Below are 25,187 nucleotides of genomic sequence, written 5' to 3' on the forward strand. Positions count from 1 at the left end.
CAGTAATATATTAGCGCTTATTAGTGAGATGAGAGCATGAACAAAAGGAATATTGTCTGGGCGGTGGTCATTATTGGCATCGCCCTTTTCGTTTATCTTAGTATCAACAAAGAGTCGACTAACTATGAAGGCATTGCCAGTGGCAATGGGCGAATAGAAGCCGTCGAAATTAATGTAGCCACGAAAGTTGCCGGTCGCCTCGACAACGTATGGGTTGAAGAGGGTCAGTTCGTGCTCACCGGCGACAAACTGGCAAAAATTGATACCACCACTCTGGAAGCTGAACTGCTTCAAACCCAGGCACAGTTTAAACAGACTCAAAACGCCATCAATACCGCCAAAAGCCAAGTTAACCAACGGCGCGCTGAAAAAGACGCCGCACAGGCCTTATTAAAACAACGAGAATCTGAGTTAGACCTTGCCAAAAAGCGTCTGGCACGCGTACAGAGCTTGTCCCAACAAGGCTCTATGTCGGCCCAGGAGCTTGATGATGCAAAAGCCGCTGTTGTTAGCGCAGAGTCGGCGGTAGCTGCAGCAAAATCTCAAATTGCTTCTACTGAAGCGGCAATTACCACGGCCATCTCACAGCGAGAAGAAGCCGAATCTGCTGCTGAAGCAGCCAAAGCAACCATCGAACGTATCCAAATCCAAATTGATGATAGTACCCTTTTGTCTCCCCGTGATGGCCGCATTCAATACATAGTATCAAGACCTGGCGAAGTTATCGGGAGTGGCGGTCGAGTAGTTAATATGGTCGATCTGAGCGATGTTTACATGACTTTTTTCTTACCAACCCAGATTATTGGAAAGATTTCAGTCGGTAGTGAAGTCCGCATTGTATTAGATGCCCTGCCGGACTACCGCATTCCGGCTAATGTCAGCTTTATTTCAGACGTAGCTCAATTCACACCTAAAACAGTAGAGACCCAGGAAGAACGCGAAAAGTTGATGTTTCGGGTCCGGGCCAGCATTGATAAAAATTTACTAGAACAACATCTGGAACGGGTAAAAACCGGGCTTCCCGGGGTAGCTTATGTCAAACTTGATGGACAGGACAGTTGGCCTATTGAGCTACAATCGGAGCTTGACTGATGTCAACAGACAATGACTCAGTAGTAACACTTAGCGAGATCAATTATTGCTACGGGAAACAACAAGCGCTTGAATCATTATCGCTTACTATTCCTCATGGTAAGCTCTGCGGTTTTATTGGTCCCGACGGAGTAGGGAAGTCCACCTTACTCTCATTGATTTCCGGGGCACGCGCGCTACAAACAGGCCAATTACACGTGCTTGGTGAAGACTTGAGTCAGTCGCGTCAACGCAAACATTTGTATCGTCGTTTGGCTTACATGCCACAGGGGCTCGGCAAAAACCTTTACCCGACTTTATCGGTTGAGGAGAACCTCAGCTTTTTCGCACAACTTTTCGGCATTGACGGTAAACAACGTCGGCGCCGTGTCAGTCGCTTGCTAAAAGCCACTCGCTTATGGGAGTTTCGGGATCGCCCCAGTGCCAAGTTATCCGGTGGTATGAAGCAAAAGCTTGGGCTTTGCTGTGCATTGATTCACGAACCCGAGCTACTTATTCTTGATGAGCCTACCACTGGCGTAGATCCTTTGTCTCGTCGTCAATTCTGGCAACTCATTACTGATATTCGTCAACAGAACCCTGACATGAGCGTTTTAGTCGCTACCGCTTATATGGATGAGGCCGAAGGCTTTGACTGGCTCGCCACTATGAGTGCAGGGAAGTTATTAGCCGCAGGCTCTCCAGACGAATTACTGCAGCAAACGGCAACATCGACTCTTGAAAAAGCCTATATCAAATTGCTGGGTGCGGGATCCAATCAAGGCTTTGATAATACCGCGCGCCTCCCGATAAAAGAAACATCGATTGCTATCGAAGCTCAGGATCTTAGCATGCAATTTGGTGACTTTACCGCCGTAGATAAAGCAAGTTTTCGCATTAAAAAAGGCGAGATTTTTGGCTTCTTAGGCTCTAACGGTTGCGGTAAAACCACTACCATGAAAATGCTGACTGGTTTACTTACCGCAAGCGCGGGTAAGGCCTGGCTCTTTGATCAGCCAATTGAGAATAACCCTCTTGAAACCCGAAAACGTGTAGGCTACATGGCTCAAAGCTTCTCCTTGTATGGAGAATTAACGGTTTACCAAAACTTAAAATTACACGCCCAGTTATTCGATATTCCTAAAAACAGCATAGAAGACAGAATAGACGTCGTTGCTGAGCAATTCGATTTACAGCGACTGTTTCGGCAATTACCGACCCAGCTTCCTGTGGGGGAACGGCAGAGATTATCTTTAGCGGTTGCAATGATCCACCAGCCAGAAATATTAATACTGGATGAACCAACCTCGGGCGTTGACCCTGTTGCGCGGGATAACTTCTGGCAAATTCTGCTAAAACTATCGCGCGATCATGGTGTCACCATATTTATCTCAACGCACTTTATGAACGAAGCTGAGCGCTGTGATCGCATATCCTTAATGCATGCCGGGAAGGTTCTAATAACCGATACCCCCGAAGCTATTACTAAAAGCCGTAATAGTGATTCGCTGGAAGATGCCTTTGTCAATTATTTAGAAGAGGCATCTGACTCTCAGCGAGCTGAACAGTCGATGGAAGACTCACCAGAGCTGCAACATAATGAAAAACTGAAACTCAGTCACGGTTTCAGCATTAAGCGACTGCTCAGCATCAGTCACCGCGAAACCCTGGAGCTTATCCGCGACCCAGTTCGCTTAGTGATGGCCTTAGTCGGTAGCGTTATTCTGATGTTTGTTTTGGGTTACGGCATTAATATGGACGTTGATGAAATTGATTTCGCGGTATTAGACCGTGACCAGACCAGCACCAGCCGGGACTATATTTTAAGCTTATCGGGTTCTCGTTATTTTAATGAAAAAACACCCCTGACAAGCTATGAACAAGTTGACGATGCCTTAAAAGCCGGAGAAATCAGCTTAGCTATAGAAATACCCAGCGGCTTTGCTCGTGATATGCAGCGTGGAGAAAACGTCAGTATAGGAGCGTGGATTGACGGTGCGATGCCAATGCGCGCAGAGACCGCGCAAGGTTACATTCAGGGCATGCATATTGACTGGTTACAAAAACAGCAACAACAATTAAGTAGCCAGTCAACAAAGCCAGCGACGGTCGATATAGCGTCGAGATACCGCTATAACCCCGACGTTAAAAGCTTGCCAGCCATGGTGCCTGCTGTCATTCCACTGTTGTTAATGCTTTTCCCATCGATATTGACGTCACTGTCGGTAGTGAGAGAGAAAGAACTGGGCTCTATTACGAACTTTTATGTTACCCCAACTCGCAAAAGTGAGTTTTTTATTGGTAAGCAACTCCCCTATGTCGTTCTCGCAATGGCGAACTTCTTAATATTGGTTGCTCAGGCGTTGTTTATTTTTAACGTAGAACTCACCGGAAGTTTTCTGGCCTTCTCACTCGCGACCTTTCTCTATGTTCTGTGTGCAACCGCACTTGGACTTATTATGTCAGCTTTTCTTAACAGTCAAATTGCCGCGCTTTTTGGTACTGCACTTGCCACCATCCTGCCTGCATCGCAGTTCTCAGGAATGATCACACCGGTTACTTCGCTGGAAGGTTTTGCTAAGGTTATCGGCGAAATTTATCCGACAACTTACTATATGATTGTCAGCCGAGGCGTGTTTTCGAAAGCTCTGTCGTTTAATGAGCTGCAGGTCATGTTAGTCGGGCTCAGCATCGCAGCCATTCTCTTCATTGCCATTGGTATTAGCTTAGTCAGGAAACAGGAGCAATAAATGCGATCAGTTAAAAATATTGCTCATTTAGGTGTGAAAGAGCTCATTAGCTTGTCGCGTGACCCTATGTTACTGCTGTTTATTATGCTGGCTTTTACCGTATTTATTTATACCGCGGCATCCGCCACGCCACAAACTTTGTACAAAACACCAATAGCCGTTATCGACAATGACCGTTCCCAGCTTTCTAACCAACTGATCAACAGTTTCTTAATGCCTTATTTTTTGCCTCCGGAAGCGGTTTCAGCTCAAGAAGCAGATGAGCTTATGGACGAGGGGCGCTACACCTTTATTATTGATATTCCTGAAGGGCTGCAGCGTGATTTGCTAAGCGGTGAGCAGCCTCAGCTACAGCTCATTGTTGACGCCACTCGAATGAGTCAAGCCTTTACTGGTAACGGTTACATTCAATCTATTATTAATCGCGAAGTCAGCTCCTTCACGCAGTCCGACACTCAGTTACCTGTCGATATAGCCGTAAGGGCGCAGTTTAACCCAGAGCTTGATAGCGGATGGTTCAGTGCCATTATGGAATTGATTAACCAAATTACCATGTTGTCGATTATTTTAACCGGTGCAGCCCTGATAAAAGAACGGGAACACGGCACCATTGAACACCTTATGGTAATGCCGGTCAGCCCTTTTCAAATTATGGTCAGCAAGGTTTGGGCTATGGCCTTAGTGGTATTAGTTGCCTCTGCGTTCTCACTCACTGTGATAATTAAACAGGCGCTTGCTATACCTACCAGCGGTTCCTTAACACTGTTTTTATTCGGTACCGCTCTGCACCTTTTTGCCACCACGTCTATTGGCATTTTCTTAGGAACCTATGCCCGCTCTATGCCTCAGTTCGGGTTACTGTTTTTGCTCATTATTATGCCAATGCAGATACTCTCCGGCGGCATGACACCTTTTGATAGTATGCCGGCTGCAGTTCAGGCTGTGATGTACTTTGCTCCTACCTCTCACTTTACCGAATTTGGTCAAAGCATCTTATTCCGTGGTGCAGGGTTAGGCATTGTTTGGCCACAGCTACTTGCACTAAGCGGTATTGGAGCCTTATTCTTTTGGGTTTCCTGGCGCCACTTTCATGAGCGATTAGCGGATATGGTGTGAACTATTTTTTAAGTCATAACAATGACAAATAGCCTGCCAAGCGTCTTCTGCACTATCCACAATCTGGAACAAATCTAAGTCGTATTCTGCAATAGTGCCTTCTTCTACCAGCAAATCGAAATCGATTGCCCGACGCCAAAATTCAGAGCCCACCAAAACAATAGGAACTGGCTCAGACTTTTTGGTTTGTACCAAGGTTAAAGTTTCGAATAACTCGTCCAGTGTTCCAAAGCCGCCGGGAAAAGCAACCAACGCACGGGCTCGTTGCAGAAAGTGCATTTTGCGAATGGCAAAATAATGAAATTGGAAGCAATATTCCGGGGTTATGTATGGGTTTGGGCGTTGCTCATGAGGCAGTACAATATTCAGTCCAATACTTTCACCTCCGGCTTCCATCGCTCCCCGATTCGCAGCTTCCATGATGCCGGGGCCACCGCCACTGACAATCATCAGGTTTTCATCGTTGTGACGGAGATTGTGTTCGGTCGCTATACGGGCAAACTCCATTGCCTGCTGATAATAAGCGCTATTTTTTAATGCCCGCTGAGCACGCTTTAAGTTACCCTTTAAGCTGTCGTTTCCCGGTTCTTCTGCTAATGCCTGCTCGGCCATGCGAGCATCATGTTGCGCCTGTTCAGGGGATAAGAATCGAGCACTACCGAAGACAACAATGGTTGCGTCTATCTGATGCTTTTCCAGAGTTAACTGAGGCTTTAAATATTCCAGTTGCAAACGTACCGCACGCAAATCGTCCTGAAGTAAAAAATCATGATCGGCAAATGCCAGCTTATACGAACTTTGTCCTTCTATTTTTGCGATAGATTCTTCAGACTGCTTTGCTGAAATTAAGCGGCGTCGATGTAATTCATTTTCTGTCATGGGAAGTCCGTATACATGAATTTAATGGCAATCAATAGCGGCTAGTTTATCTTAAATACAAGGCAAAGCCTTTTGAATTATTCTTTCTCCAGCCGCATAGCAACCATACCGCTATTCTCTCCGGCTTCGTGGAAGCCAAGGCTTTTATAGAGTGACCGCGCCGGCGTATTTTCGGGGTATACATTCAACGTAATAAACCGCGTTTGCTGCTGCGCCCAGGCATTTCCCAGTAAGGCTTTTACAAACAACCGGCCCAGTCCTTTGCCTCTAACTTTCGGGTTAACAATAAGGCAGGCTATGTGAATACCGTTCTCGACTTTTTCATAAGCCTGGGCAAAACCAACCAGCTCTTCATTCTGGTAAAACCCAAAAGTCCCGCGTTCGTTACCTTTAATCTGTTGCCAGATGGCCTCAGCCGGACTGCCATACCGAACTTTATCGCCAAACCACAGCCGGAACTCGGCGGCATTCTCAGGCCAGGTCAGCGCCTCTTTTAACTCGTTGATTTCAGCTTTCTTTAACATCGCTCTTTGTTTTAACAATGGGTTTCCAACTTAAATTAGCACAGAAGAAAACCTAACGTCGCGTTAGTTCGCTAACTAAGGTAATGTAAGGCAAATAAAAAATGACCTCCTAAAAGATGCAACTAACGGCGCCATGCTAAGCAATACCAAACTGCACCAGCAACTCGCTTTACCCTTGATTATTCTCTCTCAATTACTGGGCACGTCCTTGTGGTTCAGCATTAACGGTGTCTGGCTTCCTTTATCGGCAGAGCATCACCTTAACGAAGCAGACTTAGGCGCTTATACCCTGGCTGTGCAGCTGGGCTTTATTATCGGAACTCTAACGCTGGCGTTAACCGGTTTTGCTGATCGTTACCGAGCCAGTCAGATATTTTTACTCTCGAGCATTGCCGGTGCCCTGGTTAATGCCCTATTTATTGTTGCAATTGATCACTCAACTCTCGGCTGGCTATTACGTTTCTTAACCGGACTTTGCCTGGCAGGAATTTACCCAATGGGAATGAAACTGGTGATATCCTGGGTTCCACGCTACGCTGGCAGTGCCCTTTCCTGGTTATTAGCCATGCTAACGCTCGGAACAGCGCTACCACATCTTATGCGTGGCATTACTCTGGACTTTTCCTGGGAAATTCCTCTTTTAACTTCGTCAATACTGGCATTGCTTGGCGGTTTATTAGTGGGCTGGCTTGGTAGTGGGCCTCATTTACCTAGCGTAGCGACACCCCAAACGTTACGTTCCGGATTACGCGCATTAACCCAACCTAAGTTTCGTGCCATAGCAATAGGCTACTTTGGTCATGCCTGGGAACTCTACGCCTTTTGGATGCTGACACCATTGTTGGTATTGCACCCATTAGCGACTCTCAACGTGCCGTTAGGCACAGTGCCATGGCTGGCCTTTAGCATTATTGCTATTGGTAGCCTGGGCTGCATTGGCGGCGGTATCATGAGTAAAAAAATAGGCGGTTTACGCGTTGCCCGACTGGCTTTATTCAGTTCCGGTGCTATTTGCTTACTATACCCTTTAATGACAGAGCTTCCGGCAGGGTTTATTTTCGCTTTATTACTACTGTGGGGACTGACTGTTATCGCCGACTCCCCACAATTTTCGGCACTAGCCGCCCAGTTTGCGCCAAAGGAGAATATTGGTTCGGCACTGGCTATAATGAATGCCATTGGCTTTTCTTTAACACTACCGGCAATATGGCTAACCAGCAATTTGTGGTCTATACATAATGAATGGGTAACCTGGCTTTTACTGCCCGGCCCCGTTATTGGTTTATGGGCAATGCGTAAATTATCAGCATAGAGAAAAAGCATGACGACAGAACGGAAAGACCAGCGTATCTACAAACACGGCATTTTCACCATTGTCGGGGTAATTGCTGCTTTAGCTCTTATTTTTCTTATTGCCAGGTTTGGCTAAGTGAGTACTCGCTACCCCTCACTCACCCTGCAATGTCAAAACTAAAGTACGGGCGCCACCATGATCTCTATGTTCACATAGGTATATACCTTGCCATGTTCCCATATTCAGACCACCTTCGGTAACCGGAACCGTCACGCTACTTCCCAGAATACTGGACTTTAAATGCGCGGGCATGTCGTCAGAACCTTCAAATGTATGCCGGTAATAGGGCGCATTCTCCGGTATCATTTCATTAAAGTGGCTTTCAAAATCCTGCCGCACTGTTGGATCAGCGTTTTCGTTGATGGTCAGGGACGCTGATGTGTGCTTTATAAATACGTGTAATAGCCCCACTTTAACCACGCCGAGTTGCGATAAAGCTTGCTCAACTTCATGAGTAATAAGGTGAAACCCTCGTGTTTTGGGCTTTAACTGAACTTCGGTCTGTTTAGTAAGCATATGTAAACCTATTTGCCGCTTATGAAAGCTTGCCATATGCTGACAGCATACAGAAAATAAAAGTATAACTTAAAGGAAGAATAACCATGCGATACTTAATTATAGTTTTTACCTTGCTATTCAGCAGCGCGGCTTTAGCGCAAGAGAGCGTAGAAGAGGCTACAACGAAAGCTGTCGAGGGCTTTCTTTATGGCGCCAGCATTAACGACCCTCAAGCTCACGACCGTTTCTGGGCAGATGAGTTAACTTATACCAGCTCCAGCGGTAATCGCTTCGATAAAGAGCACCTTATGTCCGGCGTGAAAAGCTCAAAAACCAAAGAACCGGAAAACGTCGAAGTTTGGTACGGTGCCGAAGATATCGAAGTAAAACAATTCGGTGACACGGTGGTTTTTAATTTCACACTAACCGCCGAAGAAGAAGGAAAAGTGACAAAATACTATTACAATACCGGCGTTCTCATTGAGCTGGATGGTCGCTGGCAGGCAGTTAACTGGAACGCGACTGAAGTCCCTGAATAAAACCGACATAAACGCCGGGGGTAAAAATGGCAAGAGCACACGCATTACATATTTTAGTCGAGACTAAAGATGAAGCCGAAAAACTAAAAGAGCAACTGACCAAAGGTGCTAAGTTTGCCGAGCTTGCACGTAAGCATTCACTTTGCCCCTCGGGCAAAAAAGGTGGTGACTTAGGCGAGTTTAGCCGCGGACAAATGGTTCCTGCTTTTGACAAAGTAGTGTTCGGCAAGCCCACTCTTGAAGTGCATGGCCCGGTCAAAACCCAATTTGGCTGGCACTTAATTAAGACGTTGTCTCGCAGCTAGCTAGCCGGGGCGGTGCCGGACTTAATTATTTTGTTCCGGCTCAACGCCTTTCTCGTTTTCAGATTTTACATAAATAGCAATGCCTTCTCCGGTTTTATCAGTCAACCCAAAAGCCTTACCCACACTCACTCCTAAGCCCAAGTTACCAGAGTATTTCCCGGCACCGGTGCCGACATAAACAGAGTTACCTTCTTTTTCACCCGTTTTTTGAAGCAAAATTCCATTCGCCCCAACTTTTGCCGCTTCCTGTTTCAGGCGCTTTAATACAGCATCCATTTTCGCCTGCTCACCAAAGCTCCATGAGGAGTCGCTGGTTGCTTCAATTAAGGCAATTTCCTCATAGTTATCTGGCTTTTCTAAATAGACTTTTACCTGCTCAACCGGAATTTCCGGACGGGCATCACCAATAAGCACGGAAGAAGACGGTGACGCACAGCCCGCCATTAACAACGCCAGACCAAAAACTAAACCATAAGAAATGTTGTGTTTCATAATACGACTCTCGTTTTTAATTCCATCCTTAATCAATAGCACAGAAGTGGAGATTTCACTCAACTCTTTCAATATCTTTAAGGAGCCGTAGAATGCAGTTGGAATAAACGCTGTTCATGCTTTATTAAAAGAGGAGCTTTCAATTGGCGCACCAAAAACCGCACCTGCCCAGTAAGCTATGTTCTGTTTGCCAGCGTCCGTTTATTTGGCGTAAAAAATGGAAGGACTGCTGGGGTGACGTTAAATACTGCTCTGAGCGCTGTCGAAGACAAGGTCGTCAAAACTAGCCACACCTGATGATACCGAGGGTCATCAGCGCCAATAGTCGGGTGGTATTTTCGCCAATATTTCATAAAATTCTTTAGCCGCTTTTCTTCTATGCTAGCGTGGTTTTGTAAAGATTGGAATGTGTATACTGAACCTACGAACATAAAATTACGTACTAAATCGCACAGGAGAAAACCTGCTTAAAACAGTGGACAATGGTTTTGCTTAAGCGTAACCATGTCCATATTCCTATTTACACCAGCCGGGTCTTATATTTTCAATGAATAAAGCCGCGTTCGCCGATCTTGCCGAATACATGGATTTGCTATTAGATGCGATTTGCGTTGTTAATAAGCAGCACCAGTTCAGTTATTTGAGCCCGGGTGCAGCCCGTGTTTTTGGCTATACCCCTGAAGAAATGATTGGTCGTTCAATGTTTGACTTTATGCACCCCGATGACCATCAGGCAACCATGGCTATCGCTCAACAAGTCAACTCAGGTAACGAGGTTGTTCAGTTCGAGAACCGATACATACGTAAAGACGGCTCAATAGTGCATTTGCTATGGTCCGCGCGCTGGTCTGAACGAGACCAGATGCGGGTTGGCGTTGCCCGGGATGTATCTGAGCAAAAGCAACTTGAAGCAGAACGTGAAGCTTTAATAGCGCGCTTAGAGCATATGGCACTGACCGATCCATTAACCCAGCTCCCCAACCGCGCACTATTTTATGACCGGGTTCGTACATCACAAACACGAGCAGAACGCGATGGCGGCGGCCTGGGTCTGTTGTATTTAGATCTCGATAAATTCAAAGTTATCAATGACGCCTATGGGCACGCAACCGGAGACCAGTTACTGAAGGGAGTTGCTGAACGGATTGCAGCTTCAGTTCGTGCAACCGACACGGTAGCGCGCTTAGGTGGCGATGAGTTTGTGGTACTTATTGATGCGGTTCCGACAACAGATGAAGGAGTCGATATAGTGCGAACCGTTGCTGAGAAAATTCGTCAGGCAATGCAGGCACCATTAATACTGCCGCATGGAGAAGAGGTTGTTACCGCCAGTATAGGAATGGCTCTGTGGCCTAAACACGGAGACACCGTAGACGCTCTAATAAACCGGGCAGATCAAGCTATGTATCAGGCCAAGCGCGGCGGTGGGAATCGACTAAGTGAATAGCCAATGAAAGCAGCGCATCACCGCAGAGTTAGTGCGGTGATGCGCTGTATTTAGGGAAAAGATTTAAGAACTTTTCGTTTCGCTAATATAGTCGTTAACGAATTGCTCAAGTACATTAAGTGGTACCGGACCACTACCCAGCACAACGTCATGGAATTCACGAATATCAAACGCATCACCAAGCTCTGATTTAGCTTTTTCGCGCAATTCAAGAATTTTGTTCATACCAATTTTATAGGCTGTTGCCTGGCCTGGCATAACAATATGACGCTCAACCATTTTCACGGCATCGGCTTTCGCGTTCGGCGTATTGTTCACGTAGAAATCGATACCCTCTTCACGAGTCCATTTTTTGTCATGGATACCGGTATCAACAACCAAACGCACTGCACGCCAAAGCTCCATAGCTAAACGACCAAAGTCAGAGTAAGGGTCTTCATAAAGGCCAATCTCTTTTGGAAGTTTTTCGGTATATAGCCCCCAGCCTTCTGTATAAGCCGTGTAACGGCCATACTTTCTGAAACTCGGAATACCTTCTAGCTCCTGCGCCATTGCAATTTGCATATGGTGGCCCGGAATACCCTCATGATAAGCCAAAGCTTCCATCTGATACGTCGGCATAGATGACATATCGTACAGGTTGGCGTAATAGATTCCCGGACGTGAACCGTCCATTGACGGCTGCTGATAGAATGCTTTACCTGCAGACTTCTCGCGGAAAGGCTCTACCGCTTTTACCGTTAACTCAGCTTTTGGTTTATTAAGAAACAATTCATCAAGGCGTCCACGCATGTCATCAATAACCGCAGTGGCTTCATCCAGATAACGTTGACGACCTTCTTCCGTACTCGAATAAGTAAAGTCGTCACTGTTGCGCATATGTACAAAGAACTCCTGAAGCGTGCCGTCAAAGCCAACTTCTTTCATAATGCCGCGCATTTCTTCGTGAATACGCTCTACTTCGTCCAGACCAATTTGATGAATTTCATCGGCAGTCAGGTCGGTCGTGGTGGTGCGTTTTAATGCGTTATTGTAAAAAGCTTCGCCATCAGGAAATTTCCAGGCGCCGTCTTTAGTATCCGCTTGCTCAGCAATGCCCTCTACTGAGGTGATCAAGCTTTCATAGGCCGGTTTTACTGATTCCAGCATCGCTTTTTTCGCCGAATCTAAAAGCTCATCGCGCTGACTGTCATCAATATCTAAGCCGTCTATTTTCTTAGAAAAGTCTGCCCATAACGCGCTGGGTTCACCATCATCAAACGGCGCACCGGTAATGATATTTTCACTGTCGCTAATGACATAAGGGTAAACGAACTTAGGTGCGATAATGCCTTTCTCAGCCCGCAGCTCCAGGTTCTCTGCCAACTGCTCAAATAATTCCGGCAGGCCATTAAGACGCGCAATATAGTCTTCTGCATCATCCACTTCGCTAATACCGTGCTGATTAATTAGCAACGATGCTACGCTGGAGTGCATACCGAACATTTGGTTAACCGGGTAGTTATAGTGACGCCATTTAAAGTCAGCAATGTCGTTTTCCAGCTTCTGCTTCATTAGCGTCCAGCTAATTTTAGTCTGCTCGTTAAGCTTAGATTCATCAATAGCCATTACCCGTTCCAGCTGTGCTTTCTGAAACTCTAAATCTTCTTTTGCGCGCTCTTCAGAAATATCGTCCCATTTATCCTGATCATCTTTAATACCAAGGTAAGACTGATACATAGGGCTGCGCATAACATTTTCCATGAAAATGTCTTCAAACAGCTTATTCGCCTTTTCCGATTCGGTTTGCTCCGCATTTTGGGTAGTGTTTTCAGTCGTCGCAGTTTTCGACTCCACAGTTGCCGTCGTCGCTTCTTCTTTGGAAGCGTCAGAGCAGGCTGTTGTCATTAACACTAGCGAGACCGCCAGCGCTATCTTTTTATATTCAAACACGTGTTCTCTCCTTTCAGTTTTCTAAACTTGATATCTGTTGTAGCACAGTATGTCAACGCAGGCACGACCACAGGGTAAATTGTTAAGGCAGGCAGCTGCTTATTGCAGTCTATGTTCCCGGCAGGCTTCAATTTGCGCCGCAGGCAAGGACTCACCTATTACCGGTTCAAGAGCTAACTGCACTTTTGGGATCAGTGCCTGAAACTCCGCCAGCAAAACCTCTTCGCTTACGCTTTCATTAAACACAAGTGTCACCTTTAAGCTTTGCGGGAAACGCTGATAATTAACCTCGTGCGTCAGCCAGATAAAACCTTCATGATCAAACTTTGCGGCTTCGCACATTTGAGTCAGTTCGCGGATTATCTCGCGCTCAATTTTTTTGTCCGTTTTTCGCATAGAAACCTTTCGTATTCGTTCAACAGAAAGCCTCGGCTATATTGGTATGGAAAGCGTATTTATTACGGTGCTCTATGCTGGTAGCATGTGGTTGTCGATAAGTTAGGTAGAAGCCTTATAACGCGTACTTCGCCCACCGCCTTCTGTTTTATAAAGCAGCCCTTGTGCAACCATATCCGCCAAATGTCGCGTCGCCGTTGCTTTGCTCACCTTAGCCACCGACTTATACTGCGATGCATTAATGCCGTCCGAAAAATCACCATCCAACAACCGGTTAAGCACCTTTTGCTGATTTGGTTGAATATTTTTATCCGCGTGGTGAGCCCAGAATTTTGCCTTAGCGACAACCCTGTCAATTTTTATTAGGGCGGCATCAACAGCCTCAGCAAGTGTTTGTAAAAACCAAACAAGCCATGGCGTTATATCAACCCCATGTTTCTGAGTATATTCCAGTATGTCGTAATAACCCGTACGATTTGCCAGAATCGCTTCAGACATCGCAAATAATCGAATACTTTGTCTGTCCGCCTGAGCCAGAGCTCTGTCGGTAAGCGCTCGAGTTATTCGCCCATTACCATCCTCAAATGGGTGTATTGTCACAAACCACAAATGGGCAATAGCAGCACGTAACAAAGGGTCATAGTGCAAGTCCTGCTGCGTTTCGTTGTACCAATTAACAAAGCTTTCGAGCTCTGTTTCTATATTGGCTCTTGGCGGGGCTTCAAAATGAACGGTCGGCCGTGTAATAGGCCCAGAAACAATTTGCATGGGTGCTTCACCGCGCAAAACGCCAGGCTCTACTTTTTGCATAAGTGATTCATGATGTTCAAACAACCACCTATGCCAGTTTAGTAGCCTTTCTAAGTTAATTGTCTCATCCAGGTCTGTTACTGCAGAGCGCATTAAACTGGCTAACCCTTCCGACGAACCATCTGTCTTTACCGGTGATTTGTCATTGATACCAAGTTGCCGAGCTAAGGAGGAGCGCACCGCGTACACATCAACTTTTTCACTTTCTATCGCCGACGATGCAACAATATTTGCCAAGAGCGTATCCAGACTAAACTCAGCGTCATTCTCAACTAGTGCAGATTTACCCTTTAGCTGACCAAGACGATCATAAACACCACGCAACAAAGGCGTCAGCTGTTGTTGCTGCCACACCATGTTCGGCCAGTCTTTGTGCTGCCAAAGCCACGCGGTCATTTGCTGATTACCTTAGTTGCTTGCGTCGTGAGCTGAATACTAAAGTTATTCGGCTCGATTTATGAGCCAAATAGTAGGTGTATTCGGCTCATTTTGCAAACATTGGTACTTCTGTACCTTTTACCTGCTAAAGCCAATACGGGACTAAATCTACTAAAAGACTACCTGCGATCAGATACATTACCGCACTGATTAATGCATTGATAATACGCCAGGTTCTTGGTTTATTCAGTTTGTTCGCAAGTTTTTTTGCAACAAATACCAGTGTATAGAACCAGGCTGCCGAGGCACATAAAGCTCCGGCAACGAACCACGGTCTATAGACTTGCTCAAAGCCAGCAGTAACACCGCCAACCAGAACAACAGTGTCTATATAAACGTGTGGGTTTAGAAATGTCATTGCAAAAGCCATCAATAATGCGCTTTTAAGCGATGTTCTTTTGCTTTCACCCTTTTCTATCGATAATCGACTTTCACCTTTTATCGCAGCTTTTAGCGCATTACTTCCATACCAGATTAAGAAAATAGCACCCGCTAAGCTCAGCATTTGCCCCCAGATGCTTTCAATCGAAAAGAGCGCGCCAACGCCAAATACGCCCGCACCAATAAGTAGAATATCGCCGATAAAGCAAACGGTCGCCGCTGCAAACGGATGATTATTCGTTAGCCCGGTTTTTAACAGAAAGGCATTCTGGCTACCAATTGCAATAATCAATCCACCAGAAATTACGGCACCCATAACGAATACACTGACAAACTCGAACATTATCACTTCCTGCGTTGTTCTAATCGTTTAAGTCAACGATAATGGAAATTATCGTCAGTTTAATATAAAGAAACAAATAGTCAATATAATGACCGATAAAGATAAAACAGCTATTAACGAAGCTATCGCAAAACGCGTTTACACCTTTCGTAAGCAATACGGAATGTCCCTTGATGAGCTGGCTAAAAATGCCGAAATCAGCAAAGGAATGCTAGTGCAAATAGAGAAAGGGCGTGCAAACCCAAGTATCGGAATTCTATGCAAATTAGCCAATGCACTTGCCGTTTCTGTGGCGGATATAGTAGCTGTATCAGACGACCCTAAAGTAACGATTCGACAGCCTCAGGACATTCCGACACTCTGGAATGGTGATCATGGGGGGGTTGCTCGACTGCTTGCAGGTTCAAAGGGCACAATCATGATCGAGTTATGGCGATGGTCTATGTTTCCCAAAGAACAATTTGTATCTGAGGCGCACTCTAAAGGAACCATTGAACTCATTCACGTTGAGGGGGGTTGTTTAGACGTTTTGGTGAATGAAGAAACTTATACTTTATCGGCAGGTGACTCAATGACCGCCGAAATGGACGTTGCGCACACCTACCAAAACAGCACTAACGAACCCGTTCACTTCACAATGACGGTCTACGAAAAGTCGAGGTAGAGGTCTCATTGAAAGTTTCTCTTCAAATATCAAATCAAATTTTGACCTATGGACCCAAGTATCGTGAATTCCAACAGGCTTTATCTAATAGTCGATCTTGAAGCCACCTGCTGGGACGGCAATGTTGAAGGTTTAGACCGAAAGCAAACCGTCGATGATATGGAAATTATCGAGTTCGGTTGTGTTATCGCGGAAGACAATGGCACCGTAAGAGACTACCGCTCTTTCATGGTGCGCCCACAATCACACCCTAACCTTAGTGAGTTTTGTACACAACTGACCAGCATCGCACAAAGTGATGTTGACGCGGCTCCTGTTTACCAAAGTGTTGTCCCTGAAATAGACCAGTGGTTAAAGAATTATAAGTTAGAGGGTTGGGGGTCATGGGGTAATTACGACAAAAACCAAATTAGCGCGGAGCAAAGACGTCATAACCTGGCGCCAGAGTTTTTCTCACTGTCGCACATGAACATCAAGCAAGAGTGGCGGCGGGGCAAAGTGAATAGTCGTAGCGCTGACTTAGCCAATGCTATGAAATATCATGGTTTATCGTTTGAGGGAACGCACCATCGCGGTATTGATGATGCGTTGAATATTGCCCCGTTGTTGCGGTTTACTGACTTATGAGATCGCACCTGCGATAATAACCGCAGGCTACGTCAAAATGCATTATTCGATGTTCTGGATCTGCTCACGCATCTGCTCAATCAAAACCTTTAATTCCACCGCAGCCGCGGTAATGTCAGAGTTGATAGACTTAGAGGCGAGTGTATTTGCTTCGCGGTTGAACTCTTGCATCATAAAGTCCAGGCGTCGTCCGCAAGGGCCGCCTTTTTTCAGTATTTTGCGGGCTTCTTCCACGTGGGCGTCTAAGCGGTCGAGCTCTTCGGCTACGTCGGTTTTCTGCGCCAGCATCACCATTTCCTGCTCTACGCGCTGCGGCTCTAACTCAACTTTAGCTTCTTCAAAACGGGTTAGTAAGCGCTCACGTTGCCAGGCCATCACTTCCGGCATGCGCTCACGCACAAAAGCCACCTGCGTGGTCACACCGTCGAGGCGTTCCTGCAGCATTTTATCAATGGCTGCGCCTTCGCTTTTGCGGTTCTCGATAAAGTCGTTAGTGGTCTTTTCCAGTGCGGCCAAAACGTCTTTTTGCAGCTCGTCCATGTCCTGGTCCTGAGCAGCAACAACGCCAGGCCACTTTAAAACATCAATAGGGTTTAACTGCCCTGCAGCGGAATGCTGACTCACCCACTTGGCGCTGGCAATCACGCTTTTTGCCAGGTCTTCGTTAATCGACAAAGCGCTTTGCTGCGCTTCGTCTACCTGCAGGCTAAGCTTGCACTCGACTTTGCCGCGCTGCAGCTTTTTACGAAACTGCTCACGTAGTGAATTTTCCAGAGAGCGAAAGGTTTCCGGCAGGCGGAAGTAGGTTTCCAGATACCGTTGGTTAACGGAACGAATTTCCCAAACTGCGGTGCCCCAGTCGGCTTTTTGCTCGTAACGAGCATAACCGGTCATACTTTGAATCATGTCGGTTCCTTTGCTGCTAAGCAGCCGTTGCGGATGACGTTGTGATAACAATGTGCGCTGATATTACCTGTGATCCCGACCAAGGTGAAGTCAAAGCCTCGATAAATAAAGATGTCACACTTATAACGGCCAACCTGACTTTATTACTGAGTACGCAACATTAAGCCACACAGTAAACCGCCGTAGCCGGCCACAACAAAGGAAATAAAAGATGAAATCCACAATAGCCGTTATTTTGTCATTCATAGTCAATGCCAGTATGAACCCCACGTTCGCCAATGAACACTCAGACATTCTTTCAAGTCAGGTGTCGGGTAGCGGACAGGATATGCTGCTAATACCCGGCCTTACCAGCGACAGTCGAGTTTGGCAGGATACTGCACATAAACTTAGTAAAAATTATCGGGTTCATCAGCTCAGTATTGCCGGGTTTGGTGACCAACCACATTACCGGCCACTACGGCAGCAATTTACCCAGCCCGTCATGGCTGCCATAACCAACTATCTAACTGACCATACCTCTGGGAATGCGGTGATTGTAGGTCATAGTCTGGGCGGCTTCCTCGGTTACCAGTTAGCCGTAGCCGATAAGCCTGCCATAAGCTGTGTGGTTGCCGTTGATGGCGTCCCGTTTTTCTCTGCATTGGTGACGAGGAACCCGGCCTTAACTGCAGACCAGGCCAAACCTCAGGCACAGCAATTACTGTCGGTTTATCAGCAAATGTCTGCAGCAACCATGGCGGCTCAAACAGCGCAGGGAGTCTCCCGTCACACCGCTTTAACTCAAGGGCAAGAACTTATTGTAGATATGGCTAAATCGTCCGATCCGAAAACGGCAGGGCGTGCTATCTATGAGTTGATGACAACAGATTTAAGGCCTCAATTAACACAACTGGAGATTCCGGTGTTACAGATGGCAGCAACGGGTGCATTTCCGAAAGAGCAACGCGCTGCCGCTATGACGCATTACCAAAAACAAGTCAGTGGTAGCAACCTGATAACCTTGGTAGAGTTTGATCAGGCGCGGCATTTTATTATGTGGGACCAGCCGCAATCCTTTATTCAGCAAACCACCGACTTTATCGAGGAGCGTTGTCATGCACAGTAACATCGCTGCGTTAACTCAACACGTCAAACACGCGCAAGCCGGTGATAAATCAGCTTTTGCTGAAATTGTTCAGTGCACACAAAACCTGGTTGCCAGTGTCGCGCTGGCCATTGTTCAGGACGTTAAAGCTAGTGAAGATGTGGCCCAAGAAGCCTATATACTGGCCTGGCAGAAAATGAACCAGTTGAAACAGGCACAAAGCTTTTTACCCTGGCTGCGGCAAACCACCCGCCATTGTGCTTATCAGTGGCTTGAGAAGGAAAAACACAATCACCGGCAACACCAAAAACCTCTCGACAAAGAGCTGGAACAGCTAATAGCAACTGAACAGCCAGATGAGGACTTTACACAGCAACAGCGGAACCAAATTATTGCACAAGCACTCACTCGCCTGCCCGATGACAGCCGCGATATTGTGCTGCTGTACTACCGAGAGCAACAGTCCAGTGAGCACGTTGCTGAACTGTTGGGTGTTGACGCCGCAACGGTGCGTAAACGTTTGTCCCGCGCCCGCAAAATGCTTGCGGCGAACTTACTGAGTCGAGTCGGGAAAGCCGCCTTACTCAGTGCTCCGTCACTCAGCGTCACCACGATACTCAGCTCGGCACTAACATTTGGCAGTCCACCGGCAGCAGCGGCTGGCTTATCCGCTTCCGGCGCACTCGGTAGCGGAATCAAGTGGATCACCTTTTTGGGTATTGCAGCCATTGGTATTTTTGCCGCTTTAGCCGGCTTGTTTATCGGCTCTCGTCAAGCACAGAAGTACGCCCCAACACACCAGGCGAAACAGCATCTGGTTCGTTTGCGAAATCGGGCAGCCGTATTCTTGGTCGTTATAGGCGGTTTGTTTTTTGCCAGTTATGAGCTGGACCCCGGCTGGATTCTTCCGCTTGCGACTTACAGTCTTTTAGTGACTGGCATCATGTACTATCAAGTTCAGGTGCAGCGTCACGTTAATAACCCAAAATCAAAACGCTGGAGCTGCTATTTAGGCGCCATTCTGGGTTTTGGTGGCGGGGGAATATCATTCATTGCGGGTTTAATCATGAGTGGCCGACTCTAGTCGGCCGTTACCTTAATTAGTTACCGCTTAGCGTGCTTTTCACGGTTCTTTTGTTTCTGTTCGGCGTTCTTTTTCATCATTATGTAGGCTGCGCCGCGGCCACCATGCGGTCGCTGTGCGCTATGAAACGCCAGTACAGGTTCCAGCTCGCGCAGCCACTTATTCACGTAACTTTTTATCAGTGCCGGATGCGGCTTAGTGTGCTTGCCCATGCCGTGGATGATTAAAGCCGTACGTACACCCGCGCCGTGACAATCTTTCACAAAGTTAAACAGTGCCGTGCGCGCCTCTACCAACGTATGGTGGTGCAAGTTCAAACTGGCTTCCATGCTGTAACGCCCCTGTTTAAGGCGTTTATACACTCCAGCCTGAACACCATCGCGATGAAACTCAATAACGTCCTCCGGCTCAACCAAGTCTACATACTCAGTCGATAAAAAGTTTTCGTTTTCAGCTTCTTCTGCCTCAGCGGCACGGCGGCGCTCTTTTTGCGCCAGCGTCGGTTCAAAAGCCTGCTTAATATCAGCAACTTCTTCACCCGCCAAGGGCGTTACGTCAGTCATTTCCTGACGAAACAACTCAAATTCTTCATCATCTGAACGCGACATACTGCCTCCCGCTCATATTCTTTTGCTCGGTCTAGTGTAATACGTTGCTGCGCGAATCGCGATCCATTAATCGTCCAATTCTGCTACAATTGCGCTCAATTTATACATCGCGACATTCACTCAGTAAGGAGATGACATGCGTCCAAGTGGCCGTACGGCACAACAAATTCGACCGGTAACCATTACCCGTAACTTTACCAAACACGCAGAAGGCTCGGTTTTAATTGAGTTTGGCGAAACCAAGGTGCTTTGTAATGCCTCGGTAGAAAGAGGTGTTCCTCGCTTTTTAAAAGGTAAAGGCCAGGGCTGGGTTACCGCTGAATACAGCATGTTACCACGCGCAACTCATACCCGTTCTGCCCGCGAAGCCTCCCGCGGTAAACAAGGCGGTCGTACCTTAGAAATTCAGCGCTTAATTGGCCGTTCACTGCGTACCTGCATCGACATGAGCGCCTTAGGTGAGCACACCATTACTATCGACTGTGACGTGATTCAGGCCGACGGCGGCACACGTACCGCGTCTATTACCGGTGCTTGTGTCGCCTTAGTTGACGCGCTGAACTGGATGCGGGCGCAAGGTATGGTCAAAGTGAACCCGTTAAAAGAAATGGTCGCGGCAATTTCAGTCGGTATTTTAGATGGCGAGCCGGTCAGCGATCTTGAATACATTGAAGACTCAAAAGCCGATACTGACATGAACATAGTGATGACAGAAGCCGGTAAGTTTATCGAAATTCAGGGCACAGCCGAGGGCGAAGCCTTCAGTTTTGACGAAATGAACAGCCTGGTTGAAATGGCGCGTCACAGTATTCGCGAGTTGATTGATATTCAGAAACAAGCTTTAGCATAAATTTGGTGTAACAGTAGGTGAGGAACCCTTCGGCAATGAAAGCGTATCAAAAAGAGTTTATTGAGTTTGCCATAGAGCGTGGCGTATTAAAGTTTGGTGAGTTTACCTTAAAGTCCGGCCGCACCAGCCCGTACTTTTTTAATGCCGGGCTGTTTAATAAAGGTTCTGACTTAGCACGCTTAGGCCGCTTTTATGCCGCCGCGCTGGTCGACTCCGGTATCGATTTTGATGTGCTTTTTGGCCCGGCTTACAAAGGCATTCCTATTGCCACTGCCACAGCGGTCGCCTTATACGACCACCATCAGCAAGACACCCCATATTGCTTTAACCGTAAAGAAAAGAAAGACCACGGCGAAGGCGGTAACCTGGTGGGCTCAGCGCTGGAAGGCAAAGTGATGCTGGTGGATGACGTGATCACCGCAGGCACAGCTATTCGTGAAGCCATGGAGATTGTCGAAACGAACGGCGCCGAATTGTCCGGTGTTCTGATTGCTCTGGATCGTCAGGAAAAAGGCAAAGGCGAACTATCGGCGATTCAGGAAGTTGAGCGTGATTTTAATGCCCAGGTGGTTAGCATTGTAAGCTTGAATGATGTCATCAACTTTTTGAAAGATGACGACACTTTTAACGAATATCTTCCCAAAGTTGAAGCGTATCGCGCCGAGTTCGGCGTCGCCTGATACGAATGTGCGTAGCCTGACGTTTACGTCAGGTCCAATATCTCACCTGACATGAATGTCATATATGGTCCCCTCCCGTTTTGCAACGGCAACTCGTGGTAAATGTCGGGGCGCTCGCATATATACGGCCTGTTTATGGTGCGCGCTTTGCGCACCTGGCCTGGATGAACTCCGCACGACAACTGGCTTATCAGGCTAACGTACTTTATGTACGGACGTTCAACAGTCTCAGTTGTCGTCGGTTTACCCTATTTTACCATCCTGTTGACGTTTGCAACTCCCGGAAGGAATGAACCTTCGCTGTGCTCTTTTACTGAATGCTGTTAAGCAGCAGTCATCCGGTAATCTTCTTTATTCTTTAACATCGCCCAGATTATCCGGGCGTGCTTGTTAGCCAGTGCCACCGCTGCAACGTTGTTGCCTCTGCGTTTAGCGACATCCTGTGCCCAGAGGCTCAGCCTGTCGTGGCGCTGTTGTGCCACCCGCAGTGCCGAGCGGGCGCCATGCACCAGCAGTGTCCTGAGTTTGGTGTTCCCTTTTTTGGTAATACCGCCTAAACGGTCTTTACCGCCACTGCTGTTTTGCCGTGGTACCAGTCCCAGGTATTCCGACAGGTTGCGGCCGCGTTTAAATTCACTCACATCACCTATCAGTGCCAGCAGCGAGGTCGCTGTTATCGGTCCGATACCCGGCAGGGTCATCAGCCGCTGACTGTCTTCATTCCTTTCGGCCTGTGTCGCTAAGTGCTTATCCAGCGCTTTAACTTCTTCATCCACCGCTCGCAGCATCTGATAGAGCCGGTTGATGAGGTCCCGTGACTGAAGCGTCAGCGCATTGCTGTCGTCTTCCAGTACCTCCGGTACTCTCTGTAATATCGTACCGACTCGCTTCGGTAAAAGAATGCCGTATTCGGCCAGTTGCCCCCGCAACCTATTCGAGAACTGCGTTCTCGTCTGCACGAAGCCTTCCCGCTGATTGACCATCAATGCTAAGTCCTGCTGCTCAATGCTTTTCAGCCTGACCGTCTGACGGTTGGGTCGTGATGCCGCCTCGGCTATCGCCCGGGCGTCATTCGCATCGTTCTTCTCACCCTGCAGGTACGCTTTGACGAAACGCGGTGGCAACGCCACCGTTTTATAACCCAGCTTTTCACATTCGCGGCGCCAGTAATGACTCATGCCGCAGGACTCAACCGCTACTTCACAGTCATCCGTACGGCTCAGCGTCGCCAGCTTCGCTAACACTTTATTGCTGCGCAGTTTTTTATTAAAAACTTCCTGCTCATTTTCATCCAGCGCCAAAACCTGAATAAAATCCTTTGCCAAATCCAGGGCAATTCTGTTTACAATAGCCATTGGTCCTCTCCACTCCGTTCTATAGAATCTTCGAAACTCTATATTGGCACATTGCGATGCCGCTTAGGAGGGAGGGGACCATCTCATCAGGCTACCAGGAAAACGGCAATAAGTGATTGCCGTTTTCATTCACGCCAGGTGGAATATCGGGGAATAAGAGTGCGCCTGACGGTTGCGAGGGGTCTTGTGGAGGTGTGCAGCGCCGTGGATGGCGCTGCTCAAGTCCTACAAGGATGTATTCACGGGCGTCCTCCAAAAGACTCCTCGTAACCTCAGCACTCGCTTTCCCAGTTTCCCAGCCGCTACAGCTTTTCCTGTGGCTGCCAGGCAATACCAATGCTGCCGTTTACAATCTGGCATTCGCCACCTGAAGACTGCACGCGACTGGATTCCCCGCGCTGTGCAATTAGGCGGAAGTCTTTATTTAGCAAGCTAACCTGCTTACGCTCGCCACACAAAATGCGCATAGAATCGATTAAGCCACGATCACTGAGAAAGTTTGTTGTTGGCTCTTCCTGAACAACATCATCGCCTTTCGCAAACTCGGCGGTTTGTAATCCATACGGAGAGATAACCCCCGATGCTCCGGCGACCAGATAATGAAACGTAGCAGCTACGGCATTATCGGTTCCTTGTGCATCTTCCACCATAAACGCACCACGCTCACCAATAATGTTGAAAGCGCCGCTTTCTAAATTCACTTCCATTGCGGTGTTTTCGTCAATACCAATAGATAATGGTGTGGAACTCGCAGCCGCCAGACGCATTAAGCGCCCCTGCCGCCCGCGCTCAGAAAACTCAGTATCCAATGTGGCATAGTGAAACAAACTTAAGCCGCCCAGCGGATGGTAAGTCAGGCTATCAGGTCCAACATTCGGCGGACAGGTGGTGTCTAAATTGCAACCAAATGGAGGAGGATCGGAAGCAATCGCTCCCTCTTTTATGGCCTGAGCGGTTGTGCCATTAGAAATCATAGGCTTAGAAGTCATAACCGCAGTGCCGGCACCCGTTCCGCCAATAACCACTTCCTTTTGTTGCACAGCTGCAATAATCGTCTTCAGCACATCGCCGGGTTCATTATTCGCCTTAATAAAGGTTGAACGAGTCAGGTTCTGATCACCATCATTAAAAAACAGTCCATCGGCATCGGCCAGCATCTCTGCGGCCGCATCAGAATCTTTGCAAAAAGCGACTTGCTCCTGATACCGGTCTTTATGCACCCGGTCACGTTCATAAGCACCTAATTGCTTTTGCTGAATTTTTGCCAGTTCATCGCAACGACCTTCCCGCTGAGCTTTTACTACAGCAGAATCCAGTGGCAGCCAATGCACTTCTGCTCCCAGCTGTTCAAATACACTATTGTAAAAATCTATCTTATCGTACGGATTACGTGATGCAGAGGTCAGGAAATACACCTTTGGCTTCCGTTCATCTCCGGCAACTGACTGCGCCATTTCAACAAAGCGCTGAAAAATTGCTTTTGACTCACCTTTGAGGTTTTCATCCAGATTAACCACTTCACGTGCGGAATCCGGAACCGGTAGCTCAATTAAGTCAATAATCCGGTTCCACTCAGCATCTGACAACGAGTTATAAAGCTGTTGTGTCGCCCGCCGGGTAAACTCACGCAGAAAAACGCGCTCAGGAACAATGTCTTCTTTTAAACGCTCGTGAATTAATTCCAGCGCATCAGCAACTTTTTTGCGAGTTTCTTCACGGTAACTAGGCCAAACCGACTCTGCCGTTGCTCTCGAACGAAATTTTTTCGACAGGTTTAAATACCTGTCGGTGCGCATCGTTTCCTTATCAATCCAGTCAACGTCATCACAGTTATCCGACGCGAAACTGGAACAGGCCGTCAGACCGCCACCAGCCAACAATAAATGTCGGTATGTATCGTCATCGGCAGCATTTGACGGCGCCGCAAAAGCTGATGACAATGCCGCCAAAGAGAGCAAGGAAAACAACGACTTAACCATAAATAAAACCCCTAGTTACCGACGGCTTTCACCGCTAGAATATTTCAACTAACAAAATCAACAGGCTGCAAC

At 47.3% G+C, this 25,187-nt stretch carries 26 protein-coding genes; 14 read left to right on the top strand and 12 right to left on the bottom strand.

All coding sequences use genetic code 11. From position 1 onward, the window contains the following. Positions 1–36 precede the first annotated feature (36 nt). From IL_RS12335 to IL_RS12345, 3 genes are read left to right on the top strand one after another with little or no spacing between them, the layout of a single operon-like run. Positions 37–1,092 (top strand): HlyD family secretion protein, encoded by a 1,056-nt coding sequence (locus IL_RS12335; protein ID WP_011235629.1) that lies wholly within the window; start codon positions 37–39, stop codon positions 1,090–1,092. Further along, a complete protein-coding gene (gene rbbA / locus IL_RS12340; RefSeq protein ID WP_011235630.1) occupies positions 1,092–3,821 on the top strand; it encodes a ribosome-associated ATPase/putative transporter RbbA in 2,730 nt (909 codons plus the stop codon). The genes IL_RS12335 and rbbA overlap by 1 nt, the downstream gene beginning before the upstream one ends. Then, positions 3,822–4,937 (top strand): ABC transporter permease, encoded by a 1,116-nt coding sequence (locus tag IL_RS12345; RefSeq protein WP_011235631.1) that lies wholly within the window; start codon positions 3,822–3,824, stop codon positions 4,935–4,937. It begins immediately after the preceding gene. Here IL_RS12345 and IL_RS12350 read toward each other — a convergent pair. After that, the gene (locus IL_RS12350; protein ID WP_011235632.1) at positions 4,920–5,816 is read right to left on the bottom strand and encodes a TIGR00730 family Rossman fold protein; all 897 of its coding nucleotides are present in this window, start codon (positions 5,814–5,816) and stop codon (positions 4,920–4,922) included. The genes IL_RS12345 and IL_RS12350 overlap by 18 nt on opposite strands. Positions 5,817–5,893: 77 nt before the next feature. Continuing rightward, positions 5,894–6,358 (bottom strand): GNAT family N-acetyltransferase, encoded by a 465-nt coding sequence (locus tag IL_RS12355; RefSeq protein WP_227016380.1) that lies wholly within the window; start codon positions 6,356–6,358, stop codon positions 5,894–5,896. A gap of 115 nt (positions 6,359–6,473) precedes the next feature. Here IL_RS12355 and IL_RS12360 point away from each other — a divergent pair, with 115 nt between their 5' ends. Further along, positions 6,474–7,652, top strand: a complete 1,179-nt coding sequence (locus IL_RS12360) for an MFS transporter (RefSeq protein ID WP_011235634.1) — start codon at positions 6,474–6,476, stop codon at positions 7,650–7,652. Between the two features lie 135 nt (positions 7,653–7,787). On the opposite strand, the gene IL_RS12365 is transcribed toward IL_RS12360, so the two are convergent. After that, positions 7,788–8,210: a secondary thiamine-phosphate synthase enzyme YjbQ gene (locus tag IL_RS12365; RefSeq protein ID WP_016341405.1), complete on the bottom strand. Its 423-nt coding sequence runs from the start codon at positions 8,208–8,210 to the stop codon at positions 7,788–7,790. Positions 8,211–8,296: 86 nt separating this feature from the next. On the opposite strand from IL_RS12365, the gene IL_RS12370 reads away from it, so the two are divergent. Next, positions 8,297–8,731, top strand: coding sequence for a nuclear transport factor 2 family protein (locus tag IL_RS12370; protein WP_011235636.1), 435 nt, complete (start codon positions 8,297–8,299; stop codon positions 8,729–8,731). Positions 8,732–8,757: 26 nt separating this feature from the next. Further along, positions 8,758–9,036, top strand: a complete 279-nt coding sequence (locus tag IL_RS12375; RefSeq protein ID WP_011235637.1) for a peptidylprolyl isomerase — start codon at positions 8,758–8,760, stop codon at positions 9,034–9,036. 21 nt (positions 9,037–9,057) lie between these two features. Here IL_RS12375 and IL_RS12380 read toward each other — a convergent pair whose 3' ends face one another. After that, a complete protein-coding gene (locus IL_RS12380) occupies positions 9,058–9,528 on the bottom strand; it encodes a hypothetical protein (protein WP_011235638.1) in 471 nt (156 codons plus the stop codon). Between the two features lie 143 nt (positions 9,529–9,671). On the opposite strand from IL_RS12380, the gene IL_RS13680 reads away from it, so the two are divergent. Next, the gene (locus tag IL_RS13680) at positions 9,672–9,815 is read left to right on the top strand and encodes a DUF2256 domain-containing protein (protein WP_011235639.1); all 144 of its coding nucleotides are present in this window, start codon (positions 9,672–9,674) and stop codon (positions 9,813–9,815) included. 260 nt (positions 9,816–10,075) lie between these two features. Beyond that, complete coding sequence (locus IL_RS12385) at positions 10,076–10,975, top strand: sensor domain-containing diguanylate cyclase (protein ID WP_011235640.1); 900 nt, start codon at positions 10,076–10,078, stop codon at positions 10,973–10,975. Between the two features lie 63 nt (positions 10,976–11,038). Here the strand turns inward: IL_RS12385 and IL_RS12390 are convergent, their stop codons facing one another. The 4 genes from IL_RS12390 to IL_RS12405 form a co-directional block, all read right to left on the bottom strand. After that, on the bottom strand, positions 11,039–12,862 hold the full coding sequence (locus IL_RS12390; protein ID WP_050731334.1) for a DUF885 domain-containing protein: 1,824 nt from the start codon (positions 12,860–12,862) through the stop codon (positions 11,039–11,041). A 144-nt stretch (positions 12,863–13,006) separates the two neighbouring features. Next, the gene (locus tag IL_RS12395) at positions 13,007–13,303 is read right to left on the bottom strand and encodes a hypothetical protein (RefSeq protein ID WP_011235642.1); all 297 of its coding nucleotides are present in this window, start codon (positions 13,301–13,303) and stop codon (positions 13,007–13,009) included. A gap of 102 nt (positions 13,304–13,405) precedes the next feature. Further along, positions 13,406–14,509, bottom strand: a complete 1,104-nt coding sequence (locus tag IL_RS12400; protein WP_011235643.1) for a Fic family protein — start codon at positions 14,507–14,509, stop codon at positions 13,406–13,408. A gap of 127 nt (positions 14,510–14,636) precedes the next feature. Next, on the bottom strand, positions 14,637–15,275 hold the full coding sequence (locus IL_RS12405; RefSeq protein WP_011235644.1) for a LysE/ArgO family amino acid transporter: 639 nt from the start codon (positions 15,273–15,275) through the stop codon (positions 14,637–14,639). Positions 15,276–15,363: 88 nt separating this feature from the next. Here IL_RS12405 and IL_RS12410 point away from each other — a divergent pair, with 88 nt between their 5' ends. Both IL_RS12410 and IL_RS12415 read left to right on the top strand, forming a co-directional pair. Next, a complete protein-coding gene (locus tag IL_RS12410; RefSeq protein WP_011235645.1) occupies positions 15,364–15,939 on the top strand; it encodes a helix-turn-helix domain-containing protein in 576 nt (191 codons plus the stop codon). Positions 15,940–16,002: 63 nt separating this feature from the next. Further along, entirely contained in the window at positions 16,003–16,566 is a 564-nt protein-coding gene (locus IL_RS12415; protein WP_016341406.1) for a 3'-5' exonuclease, read from the top strand. 42 nt (positions 16,567–16,608) lie between these two features. On the opposite strand, the gene IL_RS12420 is transcribed toward IL_RS12415, so the two are convergent. Further along, complete coding sequence (locus IL_RS12420; RefSeq protein ID WP_011235647.1) at positions 16,609–17,472, bottom strand: YicC/YloC family endoribonuclease; 864 nt, start codon at positions 17,470–17,472, stop codon at positions 16,609–16,611. Between the two features lie 211 nt (positions 17,473–17,683). Between IL_RS12420 and IL_RS12425 the strand changes: the two genes are divergently transcribed. Together IL_RS12425 and IL_RS12430 are read left to right on the top strand one after the other, a co-directional pair. Further along, the gene (locus IL_RS12425; RefSeq protein WP_011235648.1) at positions 17,684–18,580 is read left to right on the top strand and encodes an alpha/beta fold hydrolase; all 897 of its coding nucleotides are present in this window, start codon (positions 17,684–17,686) and stop codon (positions 18,578–18,580) included. Then, positions 18,570–19,643 (top strand): RNA polymerase sigma factor, encoded by a 1,074-nt coding sequence (locus IL_RS12430; protein ID WP_011235649.1) that lies wholly within the window; start codon positions 18,570–18,572, stop codon positions 19,641–19,643. Before IL_RS12425 ends, IL_RS12430 begins: the two co-directional genes overlap by 11 nt. Before the next feature lie 20 nt (positions 19,644–19,663). Here the strand turns inward: IL_RS12430 and smrA are convergent, their stop codons facing one another. Beyond that, entirely contained in the window at positions 19,664–20,251 is a 588-nt protein-coding gene (gene smrA / locus IL_RS12435; RefSeq protein WP_011235650.1) for a DNA endonuclease SmrA, read from the bottom strand. Between the two features lie 136 nt (positions 20,252–20,387). On the opposite strand from smrA, the gene rph reads away from it, so the two are divergent. Next, positions 20,388–21,101: a ribonuclease PH gene (rph, locus tag IL_RS12440; protein ID WP_011235651.1), complete on the top strand. Its 714-nt coding sequence runs from the start codon at positions 20,388–20,390 to the stop codon at positions 21,099–21,101. A 35-nt stretch (positions 21,102–21,136) separates the two neighbouring features. Further along, positions 21,137–21,781 (top strand): orotate phosphoribosyltransferase, encoded by a 645-nt coding sequence (gene pyrE, locus IL_RS12445; protein ID WP_011235652.1) that lies wholly within the window; start codon positions 21,137–21,139, stop codon positions 21,779–21,781. Between the two features lie 323 nt (positions 21,782–22,104). On the opposite strand, the gene IL_RS12450 is transcribed toward pyrE, so the two are convergent. Next, entirely contained in the window at positions 22,105–23,136 is a 1,032-nt protein-coding gene (locus IL_RS12450; RefSeq protein ID WP_011233734.1) for an IS110 family transposase, read from the bottom strand. A gap of 302 nt (positions 23,137–23,438) precedes the next feature. Beyond that, on the bottom strand, positions 23,439–25,115 hold the full coding sequence (locus IL_RS12455) for a cyanophycinase (RefSeq protein ID WP_011235653.1): 1,677 nt from the start codon (positions 25,113–25,115) through the stop codon (positions 23,439–23,441). Positions 25,116–25,187: the final 72 nt, after the last annotated feature.

The sequence above is a fragment of the Idiomarina loihiensis L2TR genome, assembly GCF_000008465.1.
Classification (GTDB): domain Bacteria; phylum Pseudomonadota; class Gammaproteobacteria; order Enterobacterales; family Alteromonadaceae; genus Idiomarina; species Idiomarina loihiensis.